This window comes from Tenacibaculum sp. M341 (genome assembly GCF_004337695.1).
In the GTDB taxonomy this organism is placed as follows: Bacteria; Bacteroidota; Bacteroidia; order Flavobacteriales; family Flavobacteriaceae; genus Polaribacter.
Map to the genome: position 1 here is coordinate 96826 of NZ_SJXJ01000012.1, position 22823 is coordinate 119648.

Below are 22823 nucleotides of genomic sequence, written 5' to 3' on the forward strand. Positions count from 1 at the left end.
TTTAAATACTCTACAATTAACTAATACCTATGTTTTAGTTATGCTTTTTTTAATTAATAGTTAAGAGTTTTAATTTTCAATTAACATTTTTAAAGCAGTAAATACCAGTATTTCTTTTTTATAGATTCGTAGCTTTTAAAAATCAAAGCAACCTATTAAATAATGAAGAAAATATACTTTCTTCTGTTGATTTTATGTTTTAAAATTAACAGTAATGCATCCAACGATAAATACAGATTAACTTTAAGAAACAATCCAGCTACTTCTATTGTTATTGGATGGAATCAAATTTTAGGAACCAATCCAAAAGTATACTACGGTACAAAAGATAATGGTGTAAATTATAATCTTTATACAAATTCAAAAACACCAGATAGAATTGTTTCTTACAAAGGAATGAACAACCATTTTGTTCGCTTAACCAATTTACAACCTAATACATCTTATTATTTTGTAATTAAAGACAGTGAAGGAACTAGTAGAAGATTGTGGTTTAAAACTGCTCCGGCTAATAATGATAGAATGTCTTTTATAGCAGGAGGAGATTCAAGAAACAACAGAGAGCCTAGGCAAAATGCGAATCGTTTGGTAGCTAAATTAAAACCACACGCAGTGCTTTTTGGTGGAGATATGACTGATGATGATACAAACAGTCAATGGCAAAACTGGTTTAACGATTGGCAGTTAACCATAGCTAACGATGGAAGAATGTTTCCAATAGTTGCGGCTAGAGGTAATCACGAAGATAGTAACAATACTATTTATAATTTGTTTGATGTTCCTTCAAGTAGAGTTTATTACGCAATTACTTTTGGTGAAAATTTAGTGAGAGCTTATACGCTAAATACAGAGATTTCAATTTCAGGAGATCAAACAAATTGGTTACGTAACGATTTAACTGCTAATGAAAGTACAATTTGGAAAATAGCTCAGTATCATAAACCAATGAGACCTCATACTTTTTTTAAGTTAGACGGATTTAGTCAATACAGTAATTGGGCGTCTCTTTTTTATGAAAAAGATGTGAAATTGGTAGTAGAGTGTGATGCACATACAGTAAAAACTACTTGGCCGGTAAAACCAAGTTATGCTTCAGGTAATGAAGAAGGGTTTATAAGAGATGATAAAAATGGTACTGTATATGTTGGTGAAGGTTGTTGGGGAGCACCATTGCGTTCTAATGACGATGTGAAAAAATGGACTCGCAGTTCTGGAAGATTTAATCAGTTTAAGTGGATTTTTATAGATGAAGATAAAATAGAAACAAGAACAATTCAGGTGGATAATGCATTGGAGGTTGGAGAAGTTTCTAATAATAATGTTTTTCAAATTCCTACAAATTTAGATGTTTGGAATCCTGCTAACGGTAGCGTCGTTACAATAAATAAAGAAGGAAATGTAGATACTACTCCAGATGTAAAAACAATTGAAATAACTATTTCAAATGGAAGAGATGATGTAGAAGAAAATAAAAATGGAAATGTATATACTTATAGTTCAGATTTAGAATTAGTATATGATAGCAGAAACAAAGATAGTTATCAAACCATTGGATTGCGTTACAGAAATGTATCATTGCCTAAAAATGTAACAATTACCAATGCATATATACAATTTACAGCTGATGAGAGTAATACTGAAAGTACAGAGTTAGAAATTGCTTTAGAAAATACAGCAAGTGCAGCAGGTTATTCAAATTCAAATAATGTATCTAGAAGAAACTTCTTTACTAATAGAGTAAATTGGAAGCCTGCAGCTTGGGAAGGGGGACAAACAGGAAGTGCTCAGAAAACACCTAACTTAAAGAATTTGATTCAGGAATTAGTAAATAAAAATGATTGGAATCAAGGAAATAGTTTAAGTTTTGCTATTCTAGGTAAAGGAAATAGTCTTACTAGTAAGTCAGCAAAACGTGTAGCAGATTCATATGAAAGAAGTGCTAGTAAAGCTCCAAAATTAATTGTATCATACACTACAAAATCTGGTAATATATGTAATGGTGTGCAAAATTGGCAAAGTAATGTCAATTATACAGAAGGACAAAAAGTTGTGTATGAAGGGAATTTATTTGAAAGAACAGCTTCTGAGTGGAATTTTTTAGGCGCTTGTTCAAATATCGCTTCTAAGAACTCAGAAGTATCTTTAGTAAATGTGCCTCCAATTTTTAGTGAAAATGATTTAGAAGTGTATCCTAATCCTTTTATTGATCAAATAAACATCACAGTAAATAATAATTATTTCAATAAACCATTAACAATTGAGTTATTTAATATTAACGGACAACAGGTATATAAAGAGGTTTTTAAAGTAAAGGAAGCTAGTGGAAAAATAATTAACCCAGCTATTTTAGCTAAAGGAATGTATTTCTTAACAATAAAATCTGATGAAAAAATAATTAAGCAATCACAATTAATCAAAGAGTAATTGTTAAATCATATAAAAACAAACCGTCCAACCTATTTTAAAGATTGGACGGTTTATTTTTGTAAAAGGATTATTATTTTTTTCTTCTCTTTTCAATGAAAATTGAAATTATCAAGCTTACTCCAATAATAATTTCAGGTAAAACATCTAAAAATTTTTGTCCTCTCATTATTCCTATCAGAGAAACTAATATACAGGCAATACCTAGCCCAATTAAAAAGTATTGTAGTGTTTTACTCATTTTATTTTTTTATGATTTGTCTGATTTTAATTCTAAAAGCGGCAAAAATTAATGTCATAAACGGACTCAACCAGTTGAATACTGCATAAAAAGCATAATCAACAACAGGCACGCCTAAAACTCCTGAATGATACGCTCCACAAGTATTCCATGGGATAAGAACAGAGGTAACTGTTCCTGAATCTTCTAAAGTTCTACTTAAGTTTTCAGGAGCAAGTCCTTTATCTTTATAAGCCTTTGCGTACATTTTCCCTGGTACTACTAAAGCTAAATACTGATCAGAAGCAGTAACATTTAATCCAATACAAGTACATACAGTACTAGCAAATAGTCCAAATACACTGTCGAATAAATTCAACATAAAACTACTTATTTTAGCTAAAGCTCCAATAGCATCCATAATTCCTCCAAAAACCATTGCACATAAGATTAGCCAAATAGTATTTAACATTTTTACCATTCCACCAGCAGTAAATAAATCCTTCAACACTTCATTTTCGGTAGCTACAGAAGTTTTCACCGTAATGGCTTTCATTATCCCTTTGTAGGCTGCATTAAAACTTAAATTTTCTGGTTTTACACCTGCAATTTGAGCAACAACATGTGGTTGAAAAATTAATGCAAATATTCCTCCTAAAATGGTTCCTGCTAGTAAAGCAATTAAAGGTGGTGTTTTTTTAACGATTAAGGCTATAACAATAATTGGAACTATAAATAACCAAGGTGTAATATGAAAAGCTTTTTCTATATCAGCTAACATTTCTGCTGTGTTAGCATTTCCTGTGCTTGTTTGTGTAAAGCCTAAAACTATAAATACAATTAAAGTAACAATAAATGTAGGTATTGTTGTATAGGTCATGTATCTAATATGCGTAAACAAGTCAGTACCTGCCATTGCAGGAGCTAAGTTAGTAGTGTCAGACATCGGCGACATTTTATCTCCAAAATAAGCACCAGATAGAACAGCTCCGGCTGTCATACCTAATGAAATACCTAAAGCATCACTAATACCTATCAAGGCAATTCCTACAGTAGCAGCTGTTGTCCAAGAACTACCTGTAGCAACAGAAATAACAGCACAAATAATTAAACAAGCGGCTAAAAATATAGTTGGATTTAGTATTTGTAAGCCGTAATAAATCATTGAAGGAATAATTCCACTAATTAACCAGGTTCCAGCTAAGGCTCCAACCATTAATAAAATTAAAATAGCGCTAGAAGTAGATTTTATGTTTTCGGCAACTTCATCCATCATTAACTTATAGCTTACTTTGTTTTTAAAGCCCACTAAAGCAGCTACAGTTCCTCCTAATAATAGTACAAATTGATTACTCCCACTTAAAGCGTCATCTCCAAAAACATAAACATTATACGCTAACATTCCAATTAAAGCCACTACTGGTATTAAAGCTTCCCAAATAGATAAGTTGGCATTTTGTTGTATTTTTTGGTCTTGAATATTTATTTCAGATTTTTGATTGCTTTCTTGCATTGTGTAGTTGTCTTTTTTTCGGTTTGTAATGTTACGATTTTGTAAAGAAATATACAAATGATTGTCTTTTCAAGATGTTATCAAAAGCTAAAAATAAAATGAAGAATAGTAATTAATAATTTTATTAGTTTAGTACAACATTAACAATGTTCTTTAAAAAGAATTCTATGAAGAAAACTAAATGGTTTTTATTACTATTGATTTTAGTAATTAATGGATGTGAGAAAAAAAGTTCTTTAAGTGAAATAGTTTTAAAAAGAGCTATTTTATCTAATGAGTTCAATAATTACTTCAAGATATCCAAAAGGAGAAGTAAAATATTATATGTCTACAATAATGTGAATAATACTACTTTCACTGTAAAGAATACATATAATCAAGAAATTAAATTTAAAAAAGTTGATTTTGAATTTAATATAACCTCTTCAAGTGAAAGGCAATATAAAGGTGTACTTCTGTACAAGTATACAGTTGAAAAAGGGGATGTTGAATTAGGTTTTGTTGATTTGCAGTCAAACGCTAATTTGAGGTTAAAATTTGACGACAATTTTAATTTAATAGAAACAAGACGAGGAGTTTTTTAATAATTAACCATTCGTTACTTTTGCTACTTATGGATTCATTAACTCAAATTGTTTTAGGAGCTGCTTGCGGAGAAATAGCACTAGGAAAAAAGATAGGAAACAAAGCATTATTGTTTGGTGCAATAGGAGGAACAATACCTGATCTAGATGTTTTTTTGGGAAGTTTTTTTTATTCTAACTCTATCGATCAATTGATATTTCACCGAGGATTTATGCATTCTGTTGTGTTTGCAATATTAGGAGCATTTGCTTTTGGTTACCTTACTTTTTGGTTATACGATACAAAAAAAAGAAAAGGAACTACCTTGAGAAAAGATTGGATTTGGCTCTTTTTCTTGTCCATTTTTACACATCCACTTTTGGATTCTTTTACTCCTTATGGAACCCAGTTATTTCTACCTTTTTCTGATTACAGAGTTGCATTTAATAATATAGCTGTAGCAGATCCTTTTTATACATTACCATTTTTAATTAGTTTGATTGTTTTGATGTTTTATAAAAGAAATAGTTTACAAAGAAAGAAATGGTTAAGAATAGGTTTGTATGTAAGTTCTTTTTACATGTTGTTTACCATAGGAAACAAATTGTATGTAAATTCTGTATTTAAAAAATCATTTGACACAGCAGGAATTAAATATACTAGATTTACAGTGCAGCCATCAATATTAAATAATATTTTGTGGTATGGAGTTGCTGAAACAGAGGAAGATTATAAAGTAGCATACTATTCTTTATTGGATAAAAATGGTATTGCAAGTGAATTTTTTAGCATTCCCAAAAATCACAGCTTAATTGATATGAATGATCCAGATTTACATAAGCTTTCTTGGTTTAGTAATGATTATTATAATTTAGTTTCTTTAGAAAGTGGAGAAGTGAGATATAATGATTTACGTTATCCTTTAATTCAGAAAAATAACCCTAATGCCTCTGTTTTTGGTTTTCGTTTGTATAAAAAAGGCAATCGTTGGGATTATAGAAATGATACAGAAAGATTTAAAGATAGTTCTCCTTCTGAAATGTTTAGTGAAATGTGGGAACGTTTGAAAGGTATTGATTAGAGTTTGAATAAAAAAACCTTCACGGATTTTAAAAATCGGTGAAGGCTCAATATTTTTTTATGTTTAAATACTAAACTAATGTTTCTTTAAAAATACCAACTTCTTCCATACAAGCTTTCATCATTTCATAAGTACGCTCTATATCATTATCTAAACCAATAGAAAAACGAATTAAACCATCAGTAAGTCCCATTTCTTTTTGTTCTTCTTCGCTAATTTCAGAAGATGTAGATGTACCAGGAGCAGAGAATAAAGTTTTATAAAAACCTAAACTAACAGCTAAGTACCCTAGATTTTTATTTTGCATTAATTCCATTAATTCATTGGCTTTTTCTAAAGAACCAACATCAATAGTTAACATACCACCAAAACCGTATTCTTCATTCATCATCGATTTAAATAATTCGTGAGAAGGATGAGATTTTAAACCAGGGTATACCGTTTTTAAACCGTCAGCTTCAAATTTTCCAGCTAAAAAAGCAGCATTTTTGCTATGTTGTTTCATACGGATGTGCAAAGTTCTCATATTTTTTAAAATAGAAGAAGCTCTTAAGCTATCCATTGTAGAACCTAATAACATACTTGCACCATCATTAACATTTCTTAAAGAGTCAATAAACTCTTGTGTACCGCAAACAACACCACCAACAGTATCAGAAGAACCATTGATGAATTTAGTTAAACTATGAACAACGATATCAGCTCCTAATTGAGAAGGAGTAATAGATAGTGGAGAAAAAGTATTATCAACTACTAGTTTTAAATTATATTTTTTAGCTAGTTCAGATAACGCTTTAATATCAGCAACTTCTAATAAAGGATTACTTACACTCTCGCAGTATAATACTTTTGTGTTTTCATTAATAGCTGCTTCAACAGTATCTAATTTTGTAATATCAACGAAAGTAGTTTCAATATTTAATTTAGGTGTAAAATTCTTTAAGAAAGCATAAGTTCCTCCATAGATAGTTCTACTAGAAACAATATGATCACCAGCGCTACACAATTGTAATAAAACAGGAGTAATAGCTCCCATACCAGATCCGGCAACATTAGCTGTTTCAGTACCCTCCATTTCAGCTAAAGCTTCACCTAAATATAAGTTTGAAGGAGAAGTATGACGAGAATATAAATAACATCCATCTGCATTACCTTCAAAAGTGTCAAACATGGTTTTTGCTGATAAAAATGTGTATGTAGAAGAGTCTGAAATAGATGGGTTTACACCTCCAAATTCTCCAAAGTACTGTAAATCTTGAATTCTATTCGCTGGTTTAAATTTTTTCATAATATAATAGTATGCTTGTTTAAGACAAAGTAATAGTAGTGTTGAGTAAAAATCAATGAAAAAATGTATATGTAGATTTTAAAACTGATTTTTGTTATTTTTGTGGTTTTAAAAACTGGTTTAAAGGTTTTGGTTAATTATTTTTAGAATTATTTTCAGAATGGAATTAGATAATATTGACAAAAAGCTGATTAATTTACTTCAAAACAATAGTAAACAGACAACCAAACAGTTATCTCTTCAGTTGGGGTTGTCAGTAACGGCTGTTTATGAACGTGTTAAAAAGTTAGAAAGAGAGAAGATTATAGCTAATTATGTAGCTATCATTGATCCGAAAAAAGTAAACAAAGCCTTTTTGGTTTTTTGTCAAGTGAAATTAGTACAGCATTCAAGAGAATATCTATCTGTTTTTGAAAAAGAAATTTTAAAATTACCAGAAGTAGCAGAGTGTTTTCATATTAGTGGAGATTATGATTATATCTTAAAAATTTATGTAAAAGATATGGAAGAGTATAGAGAGTTTATGGTTAATAAACTAACCTCTATAAAACACATTGGTAGTACTCAAAGTTCTTTTACAATTGGAGGAATAAAAAATTCAACAACATTATCACTATAAAAAACACCAGTAATAATTTTACTGGTGTTTTGGATAATAATAATGTATGTTGTTTTAATCTTTTGTTTCTACAACAACAGTTTTTTTAATTTCACCTTTTTCAGAATCTATTTTATAATGATGTTTACCATGAATACCATCACCTTTTAAGTTTTTAAGTTTAGTTTGTACTTCTTCTAAAGTTCCTTCAATAATTTCTTTTTTCTCTTTTTCTACACCGTCAGCGTCTTTGTATGTGGTGGTAATAGTTGCTATTGCAGGTTTTTCTTTCATAGAGTTAATGTCAAGATTTATCTCTTTATTTATAAGATTAGTAGCATGTCCTTCCACAGAATGTTCTCCTAAAATAGGAGCAATCACTAAACCTACTAAACAAGTTAATTTAATAAGAATATTCATTGAAGGTCCAGAAGTATCTTTAAAAGGATCCCCAACAGTATCACCAGTTACGGCTGCTTTGTGAGCGTCAGATCCTTTGTAAGTCATTTCTCCATTTATTTCTACACCAGCCTCAAAAGATTTTTTAGCATTATCCCAAGCACCTCCAGCATTATTTTGAAAAATAGCCCACATTACTCCAGAAACACATACACCAGCCATGTAGCCACCTAAAGGTTCAGCACCAAAAACAAGTCCGATTATAATAGGAGTAATAATAGTAATTAGACCAGGTAAAATCATTTCTTTTAGAGCTGCTTTTGTTGAAATGTCAACACATTTTGCATATTCAGGAGTACCGGTGCCTTCCATAATTCCAGGAATTTCTCTAAACTGACGACGTACTTCATGTACCATTTCCATGGCAGCTTTTCCTACAGATTGCATTGCAAGAGCTGAAAATATCACAGGTATCATCCCTCCAACAAACAACATAGCAAGTACATTTGCTTTAAAGATGTTGATACCTTCAATACCTGTAAAAGTTACGTAGGCAGCAAATAAAGCTAACGCAGTTAAAGCAGCAGATGCAATTGCAAAACCTTTTCCTACAGCAGCTGTTGTATTTCCAACAGAATCTAAAATATCAGTTCGTTCACGAACATGTTCTTCTAGTTCACTCATTTCGGCAACCCCACCAGCATTATCAGCAATAGGACCAAAGCCATCAATAGCTAATTGCATTGCTGTAGTTGCCATCATAGCAGAAGCAGCCAAAGCCACCCCATAAAAACCAGCTAAAGTATATGAACCATAAATAGCAGCAGCAAATAAAATAACAGATAAAAATGTAGATTTCATACCTACAGCTAAACCAGCAATAATATTAGTACCAGCACCAGTAGCACTATTTTGTACAATGTCTAATACAGGTTTTTTACCTAAACTTGTATAATAAGAAGTGACCATAGAAATTAAAGCACCAACGGCTAAACCAATCATACAAGTATAAAAAACATGTCGAGAAGGAATACTTTTTACACCTTCACCAAAGAAATCCATTAGTAAAGTTTCAGGAAGCATCCATTTAATTAAAAACCAACTTACTACTAATGTGATGATCATGGAAGCCCAGTTTCCTAAATCTAAAGCTTTTTGAACTTGCGGTTCTTTAGCGCTATTATCTTTAATTTTAACTAGAAAGGTTCCTATGATAGAAGCTAAAATACCAACACCAGCAATTACCAATGGTAATAGTATTGGTCCCATTCCGTTAAAAGCATCTGTAAATTGAGATGAAGCAGACATATCTCTTACTACATAATTTCCTAATACCATTGCAGCTAAAACTGTAGCTACATATGAACCAAATAAATCAGCACCCATTCCAGCAACATCACCAACATTATCACCAACATTATCTGCAATAGTTGCAGGGTTACGCGGATCATCTTCAGGAATACCAGCTTCTACTTTCCCAACTAAGTCTGCACCAACATCGGCAGCTTTGGTGTAAATTCCGCCACCAACTCTGGCAAATAATGCAATAGATTCAGCACCTAAAGAAAATCCAGCTAAAGCTTCTAAAACAATAGTCATATTATTATAGAAAGAACCTTCGCTTCCCATGAATTGACTAGTAAAAAAGATGAAAAATAAGCTTAACCCTAAAACAGCTAAACCAGCAACACCTAATCCCATAACAGTTCCACCACTGAAAGATACTTTTAAAGCTTCAGGCAAACTTGTTTTAGCGGCTTCTGCAGTTCTTGCGTTGGCATCGGTAGCAATTCGCATACCGATATTACCAGCTAATGCAGAAAAAATGGCTCCTATGATAAATGCTGGTACGATCATCCAGCTTGTTGTGTCTACTATAGTTGAAATTACAAAAAGAGCAACAGAAGCTATTAAAACGAAAATGAGAAGTAATCTGTATTCAGCTGCTAAAAAGGCTAGGGCACCTTCTTTGATACTTTTTGATATGGATTTCATTTTTTCATCTCCCGCGTCTTGTTTTTTTACCCAAGACATCTTTATCATCATAAAAATTAATCCCAATATTGCCAAAATCACTGGCAAATACACAATGTTTGATTCCATATTTAGTTAAATTGATTAGTTAATTATGTTTATAAATATAACAAAATCAATAACTAAACAAAAAAAAGCCATTCAGATTATTCTGAATGACTTTTAGTTTTTGTAGCTATTATTTAGACCTTAGATTTTAAAATCTCCACGCTCTTGGTGCTCGCTATCCTTATATCTAGCGATACATTTGTCTAATATTTCATATGCTTCATCAGCGTTCCCCCAGTCTCCAATATCTACTTTTTTCTTTTCTAAGTCTTTATATACTTGGAAAAAGTGAGTAATTTCTTGTTGACGGTGTGGATTTAAGTCTGATAAGTCGTTGTATTTGTTCCAAATTGGATCAGAAACAGGTACACATACTATTTTTTCATCTGGTCCTTTTTCATCAGCCATATGGAAAACCCCAATTGGTTTTACCTCCATAACACACATAGGAAAAGTAGGTTCTGCTCCTAATACTAAAACATCTAAAGGATCTCCGTCTAATGCTAAAGTTTCAGGAATAAATCCATAATCACCAGGATACATCATTGATGAGAATAACATTCTATCAAAACGGATTTTACCTAAATCAAAATCATATTCGTATTTATTTCTACTCCCTTTAGGAATTTCAATTAATACATCAACGGTTTGTTTTTCTTTTGCTGTCATATATTATTGTTTCGTTTCAAAAATCGGTTAGCAAAACTACGGATATTTTGCAGTTTACCAGCATATTTGCGACGTTATTTTTAAGTTAATTATAAATCAGGTTTTATACCTATTCTAAGCGCGAATTTAGGTGTTGGAACTGCGATACTATTACCAGGAGCAGCATAGTCACTTCTCCAAATAGCATCAATTCTTAAAAAACGTAAGTTTCCATATCCAATATTTTCAATACCAAAACCATATTCGTAGTATACTTTATTAGGTACGTTGTATAAAATATTACGAGTTCCTCTGCTATTTGTTACAGCATCATTAATGCTTCTGTTTTCATCTGAAATGGTACCGTAAGCAGCTCTAAACGTAGCTAAACTTCTTAATTTTAATTTTTTTAATAACGGAATTCTATTCAGTAAAAAACCATTAAAATGATGTTCAAAATGTGTAGATACATATTGATCAGTTACAAAATCATAGAAATTTAACAATGAAAATGTATTTGGTACAAGTGAGTATGATTGGTTTGCAGGAATAGCACTTAATAATGAAGAAGGCACTTTTCCGAAAGTTTTTCCACCTTCAACCGTAGCGTCTAATAATCCAAATTTACCTAATAAAATAGGTTGATTGTATCTAAACTGAATTTTATCATAATCATGAGTCCCGTTTAAAAAACCTTTGTAACCATGGCGGTAGTTGAATACTAATGAAGGGAAAATATTTCTTCCAAAACGTTGTTGTACCCCTAAACCATATACAAAACGACCAGGTGTAAAGCTGATATAAATATCAGAAGCAACATCTGTTACAGTAGATTGAAGGTTCCCTAAATCATCGAAATAACTAGCAGAAAAGTTTTCAGGGCTAGCAGAACGTATTCTTGAGTGAGATAAGTTAAAGCCTACATGGAAATTGTTGTGTATAGCATAATCAAAATTAGTGGCTAATTTTTCTATGTTTGATAAAAAGAAATTGTTTCCTCTAGAGAATAAAGCACTAGTACCAAAAGTACTACCTAATAATTGATTGGTGTTAAATAAGGTACTACCTAATTGTTCAATGTCTTTTTGATAAGCAAGGCTAGTAGTGATTCTTGGTTTGTATGATAATAGATATTGGGCTTCAGCACCGTATTTAATTTCTTTATCTTTAAAACCATAAGCAATATGACCCGATAATCTAAAGCGATCATCTTTAGTAGTGAACGTACGGAAGCCTAATCGAGCTCGAATTCCCTCTACTTCATTACTAGCAAGAGCAGTCCAAAATGGTCCTAGTTGTATGCCTAAGGCGTCAATATTGATAAAACCACTAGAAACAGTATTAATTAAACCTGTTAATTTTTTAATTTGTTTTTTACTCTTTACGGTGGCTATTAAGTTATATGTTTCTTTATTTTCATCAGTATTTTTAGCTTGCCAATATTCCTCAGATTTTTCATATTGATCAGGTCTAATTTTGGTGTTAGACTTCAGATAATAATCATCAGGATATGCCTTTTCTAAAATATAGTTATCGTAATTGATTGTTTTCTTTATGGTAAGTCCTTTATTAGCTTCGTTTTTATCTAAGAAAGTAAAATCTCCTTCATATGCATTTTTAGTAGGAATGTATATACTGTCTTTTCTTACTTCAAATTCTTTTTCAAATGTTAAGCCACGAACAAAGTTTAAATTAGCACCTTTGGCTACTTCCATTCGTAACTTCTTTATAGAAAAAGCTTTATCTGCTATCCATACATTCCCTTTAAAAGCTAAATCTTCATCTCTAATAGGGAAGAAGTATATGTTGTATAATTTTTTATTGTTTTCTACTATACTATCGTATAGTACATAATCGTAAGTAGCAAAACCATCAGTAGATAAAGGGCTCACAAACGATTTGCGAAGTAATGTTATATTGTTTCTAAAAACATCTACATTTTGAAAGGTGTTAGACATTCTGTCAAATACAAAACCTTGAGCACCTAAACCAGCTTGTTTTTCTGCCTCAATATCTTCACGCTCTGTATTTGTTTTGTTGTTACCATATACGTTGGCTATTTGTTCACTAAGAAAAATAGGGATATAGTAGTTTATTCCATCACTATCATATTTGATTTCACTACTAACATCTTTGTATTCATCTTTAAATAAAGTTTTAACAAAAGATGAGTCTAGGTTGTTTAATCCAATTTCAATAGCAGTGTGTTTCTTGTATTGATAATGTTTTACTAAATCAAGACCATTTTTTCTTTTTCGTTTCCATACTTCTTTTAAAATTTTATAAGCAGGATTCTCTTTCTTTTTGAGTCTTTTCTTAGGTTTACTAACTACAATAACTTCTTCTAAAACATCAGTTCCTTCTTTCAAAACGATATTAAGGAACGTAACTTTAGGAGAAATTTTAATTGTTTGAGTTTGGAATCCCATCAAAGAGATTTCTAAGGTTCCTTTTTTCTCAGGAATCGTAAAAGCAAACCTTCCATCATCATCAGTAGTAGTTCCATTCGAAGTACCTTGTACAAATACGTTTACAAACGGAATAGGAGTTTCAAACTCATCTACTACTTTTCCTCTAACTGTAAGTTGAGCATTTAGATACATGCTTATACAACTCAACAAAACAAAAAACTTAATTCTCATAGGTTTATTCATACCAAAATCCTTCTGGTTATTATACCAAAAGGATTTTAGTTAGTTATAATTATTTAATTTTTAATACATTACTTAATGTACATTACCTCCTTTACAGCTGTAACTACATCGTTCGCATTAGGCAACCATTTCTCTAGTAATACTGGAGAATATGGAGCTGGCGTATCAGCTGTTGTGATTCTTTTGATAGGAGCATCTAAATAGTCAAATGCTTCATCTTGTACTCTAAATGTTATTTCTGAAGAAACACTACCAAATGGCCAAGCCTCTTCTAAAATAACTAATCTATTCGTTTTTTTAACAGATTCTAAGATTGTATTGTGATCCATTGGACGCACTGTTCTTAAATCTATTACTTCAACAGATATACCTTCTTCTGCTAATGCATCAGCAGCTTTATATGCTTCCTTTATGATTTTACCAAAAGATACTACAGTAACATCGGTACCTGTTCTTTTGATTTCTGCAACTCCAATTGGAATTATATATTCTCCCTCAGGAATTTCCATTTTATCTCCATACATCTGCTCAGACTCCATGAAAATAACTGGATCATCATCTCTAATTGCTGCTTTTAATAATCCTTTAGCATCATATGGATTAGATGGTACTATTACCTTTAAACCAGGGCAATTAGCATACCAACTTTCAAAAGCTTGTGAGTGTGTTGCTGCAAGCTGACCAGCAGAAGCAGTTGGACCTCTAAATACAATAGGACAGTTAAATTGTCCTCCACTCATTTGACGTATTTTAGCAGCATTGTTAATAATTTGATCTATACCAACTAAAGAAAAGTTGAAGGTCATATACTCTACTATAGGTCTATTGCCGTTCATTGCAGAACCTACAGCTATTCCTCCAAAACCTAATTCAGCAATAGGAGTATCAATAACTCTCTTAGCACCAAATTCGTCTAACATTCCTTTACTCGCCTTGTAAGCACCATTATATTCCGCAACTTCTTCCCCCATTAAATAGATGCTCTCATCGCGACGCATTTCTTCACTCATTGCTTCGCAAATCGCTTCTCTAAATTGAACTGTTTTCATACGTTTTATTAAAAGTCGTTGTTTATTTGATTTGCAAAAGTAAAAAATTAAAAACTAAGTGAATGATTTGAATGTTAAAAAGCATATAAAAAGCACTCTTTTTGCATAAAATTTATTATGCATGCATAATAAATCAAAAAAAATCCGTAAATTCGTGGCACTAAAATAAGCGTTCAAAAACATCAATATATGAAAATATTAGTTTGTATCAGCCATGTGCCAGATACCACTTCAAAAATTAATTTCACCGAAAACGATACGAAGTTTGATACTAACGGTGTTCAGTTTGTTATAAATCCTTACGATGAGTTTAGTTTAACTCGTGCTATGTGGTTTAAAGAGAAGCAAGGTGCTTCTGTAACAGTTGTAAATGTTGGAGGTGCTGAAACTGAACCAACTTTACGTAAAGCATTAGCTATTGGTGCTGATGATGCTATTCGTGTTAACGCTGAGCCAACTGATGGTTTCTTAGTTGCAAAAGAATTAGCTGAGGTTGTTAAAAATGGTGGATACGATTTAGTATTAGCTGGTAAAGAGTCTGCAGATTATAATGGACAAATGGTTCCAGGGATGTTAGCTTCATTATTAGATTTCAATTTTGTAAATGGATGTGTTGGTGTTGAAGTTGATGGTACTAATGTTACCTTAGAAAGAGAGATTGATGGTGGTGAAGAAAAAGTTTCTTCAACATTACCAATGGTTGTTGCAGGACAAAAAGGAATTGTAGAGGAAAAAGATTTACGTATTCCTAATATGCGTGGAATTATGATGGCTCGTAAAAAGCCTTTAAGTGTAGTAGAACCAGCTGGAGCAAGTGCTGCAACAGGTACTAAAACGTTTGAGAAACCAGCTCCTAAAGGAGATGTGAAGTTAGTAGATAATGTTGATGATTTAATCAATTTATTACATAACGAAGCAAAAGCAATTTAATTAAAAAACTCATTTTGAGTAGACGTATTTATTCGATCTATTCAAATAAAAAATAAAAATATTATGTCTGTATTAGTTTTTGCCGATTCGTCGGAAGGAAAATTCAAAAAAACAGCTTTCGAAGTTGTTTCTTACGGAAAAAAAGTAGCAGAACAATTAGGTACTAATGTTGTTGCTTTAACTATAAATGGAGGTGATGCTGCTGAATTATATACTTATGGTGCAGAGAAAGTTGTAGAAGTTAAGAATGATTTGTCTTCTTTTAACGCTAAAGCATATGCAGCTATCATTAAGCAAGTAGCAGAGCAGCAATCTGCTGATACTGTAATTGTAGATTCTAGTGTTGATGGATTAACAGTAGGACCTTTAGTAGCTGTAAATTTAGAGGCTGGTTATGCTTCTAATGTAGTTGCTTTACCAGAAAGTACAAGTCCATTTGTTGTAAAGCGTAAAGCTTTTTCAAATAAAGGATTTAACAACACTGAAATTTCTTCAGCTAATAAAGTAATTGGTGTTGCTAAAAATTCATATGGAGCACATGAAAATGCTGTTAGCGGAGCTGCTGAAAGTTTTGACGCTACGTTACCTGAATTAGGGGTAAGTTCTGTGTCAATTGATAAAGCAACAGGTACAGTAACAATTGCTGATGCTGATGTTGTTGTTTCTGCAGGACGTGGATTAAAAGGACCTGAAAACTGGGGAATGGTAGAGGAGTTAGCTGATGTTTTAGGTGCAGCAACTGCTTGTTCTAAACCAGTTTCTGATTTAGGTTGGAGACCTCACAGTGAGCACGTAGGGCAAACAGGAAAGCCAGTAGCATCTAACTTATACATTGCAATTGGTATTTCTGGAGCTATTCAACACTTAGCGGGTGTAAATGCTTCTAAAGTAAAAGTAGTTATCAATAATGACCCTGAAGCTCCTTTCTTTAAAGCTGCTGATTATGGTATTGTTGGAGATGCTTTTGAAGTAGTACCTCAATTAATTGAAAAATTAAAGGATTTCAAAAAAGCATAATTCTTTAGATTAAATATTATGTAAAACCTCGAAAAAAACATCGGGGTTTTATTTTTTACAAGAAACACTTTACGTACACATATTTTTATTAAATTGTGGCACCTTAAAAGCGGTCTATAAAAGACAGCTTTTTTTGTGAAGATAGATACATGAGCTTAATAAGACTAACAATAAAAGGAATTTCTTACAGCCAAACTCAAAGCGGTGCTTATGCCCTTGTTTTGAGTGAAGTAGAAGGAAGTAAAACGTTACCTATTATTATAGGTGCTTTTGAAGCGCAATCAATAGCTATTGCGTTAGAAAAGGAAATTAGACCTCCAAGACCTTTAACACATGATTTGTTTAAATCGTTTGCAGAAAGGTTCGAAATACAAGTTAAACAAGTAATTATCCATAAGCTAGTGGATGGTGTGTTCTTTTCAAGTTTAATTTGTGAGCAAAATGGCGTAGAGGAAGTAATAGATACTAGAACTTCAGATGCTATTGCGCTAGCAGTTCGTTTTCAAGCTCCTATTTTTACATATAAAAATATACTAGATAAAGCAGGAATTTACCTTAAGTCTGATGAGCATTTAGAAATGCAAGAAGATAGTGAGGTTGATAGCATTGAATTGATTGCTGAATCAGAAGATGATTACGCAAAAGGGAACAATTATTCGGAACTTTCACTAAGTGAATTAGAAGAACAATTAAATGACGCTGTAAATAATGAAGATTACGAATCTGCAGCTAAAATAAGAGACGAAATAAGCAAACGCTCTTCATAAAAAATATATACGCTCTTTCTTATATTATGAAAAAAATTATTTTATTTTTTTTTATAGGGATTTCTACGTTTTTATTCGGTCAAAATATTGAAAAAAACTGGAAGTTTACAGCTATAGAAAATACAAAAGGTGAAGCATTAGTAACTATCAATAAAGGAGATTTCTTTAAATTAGATAAAGGTAATTTTAATTATTTTCTTGAAGCTAAAGATAGTTTATTAGCTAAAGGTAGTTACATTCATCAAAACAACTTACTTATATTTAACTACAGTCAACCAACAGATACAGTACGTTACTATAATATTGTAGCTATAGATGATAATCAGTTGACAATTTCAGAGAAAAATGTATTGTATAAGTTTTCCTCAGAAACACAGGAAGTAGTTACGCCTGTTGAAGCTGAAAAAACGACTGCTGTAACTAAAGCGAATACAAATCAAATTGTAGCAAGTCAAGGTTTTACTTTTACAAGTTTATGGCGAGGGGTTTTAGGAATGATTTCGCTATTAATTGTTGCTTTTTTATTTAGTAGCAATAAAAAAGCAATTGATTGGAAAACGGTTGGTTTAGGTTTAGGTTTTCAACTTTTCATAGCAATTGGAGTTTTAAAAATTCCATTTATACAAAAGATTTTTGAAGGTATAGGAAGTTTATTTGTAAGTGTATTAGATTTTACTAGAGCTGGAAGTAAGTTTCTTTTTGAAGGATTAGTAGTTGATATGGATACTTTTGGGTTCATCTTTGCTTTTCAAGTATTACCAACGATCATCTTCTTTTCTGCATTAACATCTTTACTGTTTTATTTAGGAATTATTCAAAAGGTAGTAAAAGTATTAGCTTGGACACTTTCTAAAATTTTAAAAATTTCTGGAGCAGAAAGCTTATCTGTAGCAGGTAATATTTTCTTAGGACAAACCGAAGCACCGTTATTGATTAAGGCATATTTAGAAAAAATGAACCGATCTGAAATATTATTAGTGATGATTGGTGGTATGGCAACAGTAGCAGGAGCGGTTTTAGCGGCTTACATAGGCTTTTTAGGAGGAGATGATCCTGCATTACGTTTACAATTTGCAAAACACTTATTAGCAGCCTCTGTAATGGCAGCACCAGGAGCGATTGTAATTTCTAAGATTTTATATCCACAAACAGAAGATGTAAATACAGATGTTCAAGTATCATCTGAAAAATTAGGATCTAATATTTTGGATGCTATTGCTAATGGAACAACAGAAGGATTACAATTGGCAATGAATGTAGGAGCAATGCTATTGGTATTTGTAGCTTTTATAGCAATGATTAATGGAATATTAGGTTGGGTAGGAGATGTTACTTCTTTAAATGATTGGATGGCTACAAATACACCGTATCAAAAATTCTCTTTAGAAGCAATATTAGGATATATTTTTGCGCCGTTAATGTGGTTAATTGGAGTTGCTAAAGAAGATATTGCTTTAATGGGGCAATTATTAGGAATTAAATTAGCAGCTAGTGAATTTGTTGGTTATATTCAATTAGCTGAACTTAAAAATGTTGCAAATGCAACGCATTTAACTTATAACAAGTCTATAATTATGGCTACGTATATGTTATGTGGATTTGCAAATTTTGCCTCTATAGGTATTCAAATTGGAGGTATAGGATCTTTGGCTCCAGGACAAAGAAAAACATTATCTGAGTTTGGAATAAAAGCTTTAATTGGAGGTACTATTGCTTCATTAATGTCTGCAACTATTGCCGGAATGATTATTGGCTAAAAAAATAGGGGGTAATTCATGCTTTTTTTGTGAATGCTTTTTTTATTTTTGTATGTGTATTGATTAATCGATAATAGATTAAATAATATACAATGGAAATTATAGTTTAGTCGAATTAATAGTTTTCATCCCCAATATTAAAATAAAAAGAGCATCTTTATTACTTACTTAAAAAGTAAGTCTTATTGTGTGTTGCAAAAATTACGTGTAAACAAGTTGGAATCATTAATTGTAATTCTCATAGGGTTTGTCATTATTGCTGTTTTTGATATTTTAGGCTCAATTTTGTCGAGAGTATTAGGATTTGAGTATGTATGGCTTACTTTCGGATCATTTATTATTTACGGAATGTTATCATTGTACTTACAAAAGTATGATGGTTTGTCTATAGCTTTATTAGGCAGTTTTTTAATAGGACTATTTGATGGTAGCATTGGACTTTTAATAGCAGATAAGCTTAAAGCAAACATTAGAGAAGAAGATAAAGCGGTAATTAAAATCACGCCGAAATTAATTTTTTCAATGGGAGTATACGCAGCTGTTACAGGAATGATTGCTATTCTTTTATTTTCATAATAATCTTAGTAATACAATTTTTAGTGTTTTAAATTCGTTTCTATAAAAAAAAACACAAAAAGAGTATTATGAAAAAGATCTATTTATTATTATTCATTGTTTTTTCTGTAAAAATATTTTCACAAACAAAAACCATACATGTGTATGTGGCTTTGTGTGATAATAAGTATCAAGGAATTGTTCCTGTGCCTAAAACATTAGGTAATGGAAAAGATCCTAGAAACAATTTATATTGGGGAGCTGCTTATGGTGTAAAATCATATTTGAAATACAAAACAAAAGATTGGTCTTTAGTGGCTAATTTAAAACCAGATAATGTAAATGTTTTGGAACGAGTTTTGTTCAAGCATAAATCTAAAGACATGTATTTGTTAGCTGATGCTTATGATGGAGAACAAATTAAAAATTGCACTATTGATTTTTTAAAAGCTTCAAATAATCAGCGTAAAGAAGAGATTGTATATAAAGATAAGCGGTTGAATTTTGGAGGAAGTTCTAATTTGGTATCATACATTGGGCATGATGGATTAATGGATTTTAATGTTTCAATACCTTATAATAACAGTACTTCTAATAAAAAAGACGTAATTATATTAGCATGTTATAGTCAGCATTTCTTCTCAAAAGAACTTCGCAAAGCAAATGCAAACCCTATTTTATTAACTACAAACTTAATGGCGCCTGAAGCATATACTTTAAAGGCAGCGCTAGATGGTTGGTCTCTGTTAGAATCGAAAAAAGAAATTAAAGAAAGAGCAGCTAAAGCTTATCACAAATATCAAAAATGTGGTTTAAGAGGAGCAAGAAATTTATTTAACACTAGTTTGAAATAGTTAGTAAATAGTGTGTTTTATTGTTAAAAACGCATTGTAATGTTAGTTTTGTTAAAAAAAGTTTAGTTTTTAGTTTTTTTTATTATATTTACAGAAACCTCTTAGTCAAATAATTAAAATGAAAAACACAATAGTTTCTTCATTCTATCATAAAATCCAAATGAAATTTATATTGAGAATAGATTTCACTTTAAATATGTTTTAAACATTTTTGAAGTATTCGGCTTTATGTCATAATTTTTTTGAAAGAGGTAATTTTTGATATGGTTAAAATCATATTAAACATTCATGCTTTACGCAATAATGTTATAGGGGGTAACATCAGTAAAGAATATTAATCAACCAAAATAAATATATCATGAAGAACATTTTAAATCTAACGGGGATTCAACAATTAACCAAAGCGCAACAACAGAAAGTTAATGGAGGAATAAGAGTGTATTGTAAAGGAGGTAACAGATGTTGTTTTGTAGTAAACGGAATGGAGTATTGTGAGCCAGGACGTTGTAGCTTATATGGATGTGTATTTTATTAAAATTTTAAAAAACTCGTGAGTATTAACTCAACGAGTTTTTTTATTTCATTCAAATATTAATCAACCAAAACTTTTTTTATGAAAAAAATCTCAAGCTTGAAAGGCATTAAGGTCTTATCGAGAAAAGAGCAAAATGACATCAAAGGAGCTATTGATGCAAAAGTTGTTTGTAGATCAGATAATAGATGTTATCTGGTTTTAGGAGGAACAGACCATTTTTTAGGACTTTGTCGTTACGGCTATGACAGCGGGTGTTCAGTACTTGTTTAATCTAAAATTTATTTATAATGAAAAAAATATCAAACTTAAAAGGAATAAAAGTTCTTTCAAGAAAAGAACAGAGTGAAGTTAATGGATCTATTAACCTTAATAATGGTTATTGCCGAGGAAATAGATGCTACATTTCTATACCAAACGGAGGAGAAATATTAGTAGGTGTATGCGATCGCGGAGCTTGCTACTTTTATTAATAACTAAATTTAAATTAAATATATCATGAAAAAAATTTCAGACTTAAAAGGGATCAAAGTATTATCAAAAAAAGAACAACAAGAAGTAGATGGAGGAATGGTTTACAGACCATATTGTAAAGGTCCAAGACAATGTTGTGTTATGGTAAACGGTTTTGAATTCTGTGATTACGGATACTGTGTTAACGGAGGATGTATTTGGGCATAACCCCTTATTATATTTTTAGTTAATAACTTGCTAAAAACAATTTTAAAGCATTCACATTTTTTTGTGGATGCTTTTTTATTTTTGCCTACTGAAGTAAAGTGAACAACATGAAGCAATATTTAGATTTAGTAAAACACGTTTTAGAAAACGGAAACGAGAAGGGAGATAGAACAGGTACAGGTACTAAAAGTGTGTTTGGATATCAAATGCGTTTTGATTTAAGTGAAGGTTTTCCAATGGTAACCACTAAAAAGCTACATCTAAAGTCTATTATTTATGAGTTACTTTGGTTTATTAAAGGAGATACTAACATTAAGTATTTACAAGAAAACGGTGTTCGAATTTGGAATGAATGGGCAGATGATAATGGAGATTTAGGACCTGTTTATGGACATCAATGGAGAAACTGGAATAGTGATGAAATTGATCAGTTACAAGATGTTATTGCGACTTTAAAAAAGAATCCGAATAGTAGAAGAATGATTGTTTCTGCTTGGAATCCAAGTGTATTACCAGATACCTCTGTTTCTTTTTCAGAAAATGTAGCGAATGGTAAAGCAGCATTGCCTCCGTGTCATGCATTCTTTCAGTTTTATGTAGCGGATGGTAAATTATCTTGTCAATTGTACCAACGTAGCGCAGATATATTTTTAGGAGTACCATTTAATATTGCAAGTTATGCTTTATTAACGATGATGGTTGCGCAGGTTTGTGGTTATGAAGCTGGAGAGTTTATCCATACTTTTGGAGATGCTCATATTTATAACAATCATATGGAGCAACTAGAGTTACAACTTTCTAGAGATCCTAGACCATTGCCTACAATGAAAATAAATCCTGAGATAAAAGACATTGAAGCATTTACTTTTGAAGATTTTGAATTAATCAATTATAATCCACACCCTCACATAAAAGGAGCGGTAGCTATATAGTTTTTTAACGATCTTTTATCTATTTTTAGCTAAATAGAATATTAATTCTACTTAAATTCGTGTAAGAACTTAAAATGAAAAATTATGATTTCGGAAATTGATACTATCAAAGAAGATATTTATGATATTGTAGCAGAGATTAATGATGAAAATGTTTTATTAGCTGTAAAAACAATCATAGAAAACATTCGTTCTAATGCTTTAGATGAAGATACGACAGACAAGAGAGATTTAACAGGATATATAAAAGAGTGGGTGAAGAACATGTAGTTTTCATT

Annotated in this window: 23 protein-coding genes; 16 read left to right on the plus strand and 7 right to left on the minus strand. The window is 31.3% G+C overall.

All coding sequences use genetic code 11. From position 1 onward, the window contains the following. The first annotated feature begins 162 nt into the window (after positions 1-162). Positions 163-2424 (plus strand): fibronectin type III domain-containing protein, encoded by a 2262-nt coding sequence (locus tag EYW44_RS14670; protein WP_132724423.1) that lies wholly within the window; start codon positions 163-165, stop codon positions 2422-2424. A 73-nt stretch (positions 2425-2497) separates the two neighbouring features. Here EYW44_RS14670 and EYW44_RS22265 read toward each other — a convergent pair whose 3' ends face one another. Together EYW44_RS22265 and nhaC are read right to left on the minus strand one after the other, a co-directional pair. Further along, positions 2498-2665 (minus strand): hypothetical protein, encoded by a 168-nt coding sequence (locus EYW44_RS22265; protein ID WP_165872233.1) that lies wholly within the window; start codon positions 2663-2665, stop codon positions 2498-2500. Position 2666: 1 nt separating this feature from the next. Further along, positions 2667-4157 (minus strand): Na+/H+ antiporter NhaC, encoded by a 1491-nt coding sequence (nhaC, locus tag EYW44_RS14675; protein WP_132724424.1) that lies wholly within the window; start codon positions 4155-4157, stop codon positions 2667-2669. A gap of 167 nt (positions 4158-4324) precedes the next feature. Between nhaC and EYW44_RS14680 the strand changes: the two genes are divergently transcribed. After that, on the plus strand, positions 4325-4741 hold the full coding sequence (locus EYW44_RS14680) for a hypothetical protein (RefSeq protein ID WP_132724425.1): 417 nt from the start codon (positions 4325-4327) through the stop codon (positions 4739-4741). Positions 4742-4770: 29 nt separating this feature from the next. Beyond that, on the plus strand, positions 4771-5802 hold the full coding sequence (locus EYW44_RS14685) for a metal-dependent hydrolase (protein ID WP_132724426.1): 1032 nt from the start codon (positions 4771-4773) through the stop codon (positions 5800-5802). 70 nt (positions 5803-5872) lie between these two features. Here the strand turns inward: EYW44_RS14685 and EYW44_RS14690 are convergent, their stop codons facing one another. Then, positions 5873-7090: an aminotransferase class I/II-fold pyridoxal phosphate-dependent enzyme gene (locus EYW44_RS14690; RefSeq protein ID WP_132724427.1), complete on the minus strand. Its 1218-nt coding sequence runs from the start codon at positions 7088-7090 to the stop codon at positions 5873-5875. Between the two features lie 160 nt (positions 7091-7250). On the opposite strand from EYW44_RS14690, the gene EYW44_RS14695 reads away from it, so the two are divergent. Further along, on the plus strand, positions 7251-7709 hold the full coding sequence (locus tag EYW44_RS14695; RefSeq protein WP_132724428.1) for an Lrp/AsnC family transcriptional regulator: 459 nt from the start codon (positions 7251-7253) through the stop codon (positions 7707-7709). Between the two features lie 54 nt (positions 7710-7763). On the opposite strand, the gene EYW44_RS14700 is transcribed toward EYW44_RS14695, so the two are convergent. The 4 genes from EYW44_RS14700 to EYW44_RS14715 form a co-directional block, all read right to left on the minus strand. Further along, a complete protein-coding gene (locus tag EYW44_RS14700) occupies positions 7764-10190 on the minus strand; it encodes a sodium-translocating pyrophosphatase (protein ID WP_132724429.1) in 2427 nt (808 codons plus the stop codon). A 120-nt stretch (positions 10191-10310) separates the two neighbouring features. Continuing rightward, positions 10311-10838 (minus strand): inorganic diphosphatase, encoded by a 528-nt coding sequence (locus EYW44_RS14705; protein WP_132724430.1) that lies wholly within the window; start codon positions 10836-10838, stop codon positions 10311-10313. 89 nt (positions 10839-10927) lie between these two features. After that, entirely contained in the window at positions 10928-13471 is a 2544-nt protein-coding gene (locus EYW44_RS14710; RefSeq protein ID WP_132724431.1) for a DUF5686 family protein, read from the minus strand. Positions 13472-13539: 68 nt separating this feature from the next. Further along, the gene (locus EYW44_RS14715; protein ID WP_132724432.1) at positions 13540-14520 is read right to left on the minus strand and encodes a pyruvate dehydrogenase complex E1 component subunit beta; all 981 of its coding nucleotides are present in this window, start codon (positions 14518-14520) and stop codon (positions 13540-13542) included. A 189-nt stretch (positions 14521-14709) separates the two neighbouring features. Here EYW44_RS14715 and EYW44_RS14720 point away from each other — a divergent pair, with 189 nt between their 5' ends. The 12 genes from EYW44_RS14720 to EYW44_RS14770 all read left to right on the plus strand — a co-directional run bounded on the left by EYW44_RS14720 (position 14710) and on the right by EYW44_RS14770 (position 22815). Beyond that, the gene (locus tag EYW44_RS14720) at positions 14710-15450 is read left to right on the plus strand and encodes an electron transfer flavoprotein subunit beta/FixA family protein (protein ID WP_132724433.1); all 741 of its coding nucleotides are present in this window, start codon (positions 14710-14712) and stop codon (positions 15448-15450) included. Positions 15451-15513: 63 nt separating this feature from the next. Further along, positions 15514-16467, plus strand: coding sequence for an electron transfer flavoprotein subunit alpha/FixB family protein (locus EYW44_RS14725; RefSeq protein WP_132724434.1), 954 nt, complete (start codon positions 15514-15516; stop codon positions 16465-16467). 149 nt (positions 16468-16616) lie between these two features. After that, positions 16617-17234, plus strand: a complete 618-nt coding sequence (locus EYW44_RS14730; protein WP_132724435.1) for a bifunctional nuclease family protein — start codon at positions 16617-16619, stop codon at positions 17232-17234. A gap of 26 nt (positions 17235-17260) precedes the next feature. Next, on the plus strand, positions 17261-18991 hold the full coding sequence (locus EYW44_RS14735) for a NupC/NupG family nucleoside CNT transporter (protein WP_132724436.1): 1731 nt from the start codon (positions 17261-17263) through the stop codon (positions 18989-18991). Positions 18992-19180: 189 nt separating this feature from the next. Next, complete coding sequence (locus tag EYW44_RS14740) at positions 19181-19567, plus strand: hypothetical protein (RefSeq protein WP_132724437.1); 387 nt, start codon at positions 19181-19183, stop codon at positions 19565-19567. Positions 19568-19635: 68 nt separating this feature from the next. Further along, the gene (locus tag EYW44_RS14745; RefSeq protein ID WP_132724438.1) at positions 19636-20400 is read left to right on the plus strand and encodes a hypothetical protein; all 765 of its coding nucleotides are present in this window, start codon (positions 19636-19638) and stop codon (positions 20398-20400) included. A gap of 358 nt (positions 20401-20758) precedes the next feature. Beyond that, positions 20759-20935, plus strand: coding sequence for a hypothetical protein (locus tag EYW44_RS22270; protein ID WP_165872234.1), 177 nt, complete (start codon positions 20759-20761; stop codon positions 20933-20935). Positions 20936-21013: 78 nt separating this feature from the next. Continuing rightward, a complete protein-coding gene (locus EYW44_RS14750; RefSeq protein WP_132724439.1) occupies positions 21014-21205 on the plus strand; it encodes a hypothetical protein in 192 nt (63 codons plus the stop codon). Between the two features lie 17 nt (positions 21206-21222). After that, positions 21223-21405, plus strand: coding sequence for a hypothetical protein (locus tag EYW44_RS14755; protein ID WP_132724440.1), 183 nt, complete (start codon positions 21223-21225; stop codon positions 21403-21405). A gap of 25 nt (positions 21406-21430) precedes the next feature. Continuing rightward, complete coding sequence (locus EYW44_RS14760) at positions 21431-21613, plus strand: hypothetical protein (protein ID WP_132724441.1); 183 nt, start codon at positions 21431-21433, stop codon at positions 21611-21613. Positions 21614-21720: 107 nt separating this feature from the next. Further along, a complete protein-coding gene (locus EYW44_RS14765; protein ID WP_132724442.1) occupies positions 21721-22545 on the plus strand; it encodes a thymidylate synthase in 825 nt (274 codons plus the stop codon). An 84-nt stretch (positions 22546-22629) separates the two neighbouring features. Further along, positions 22630-22815, plus strand: coding sequence for a hypothetical protein (locus tag EYW44_RS14770; RefSeq protein ID WP_132724443.1), 186 nt, complete (start codon positions 22630-22632; stop codon positions 22813-22815). The last annotated feature ends 8 nt before the right edge of the window (positions 22816-22823 follow it).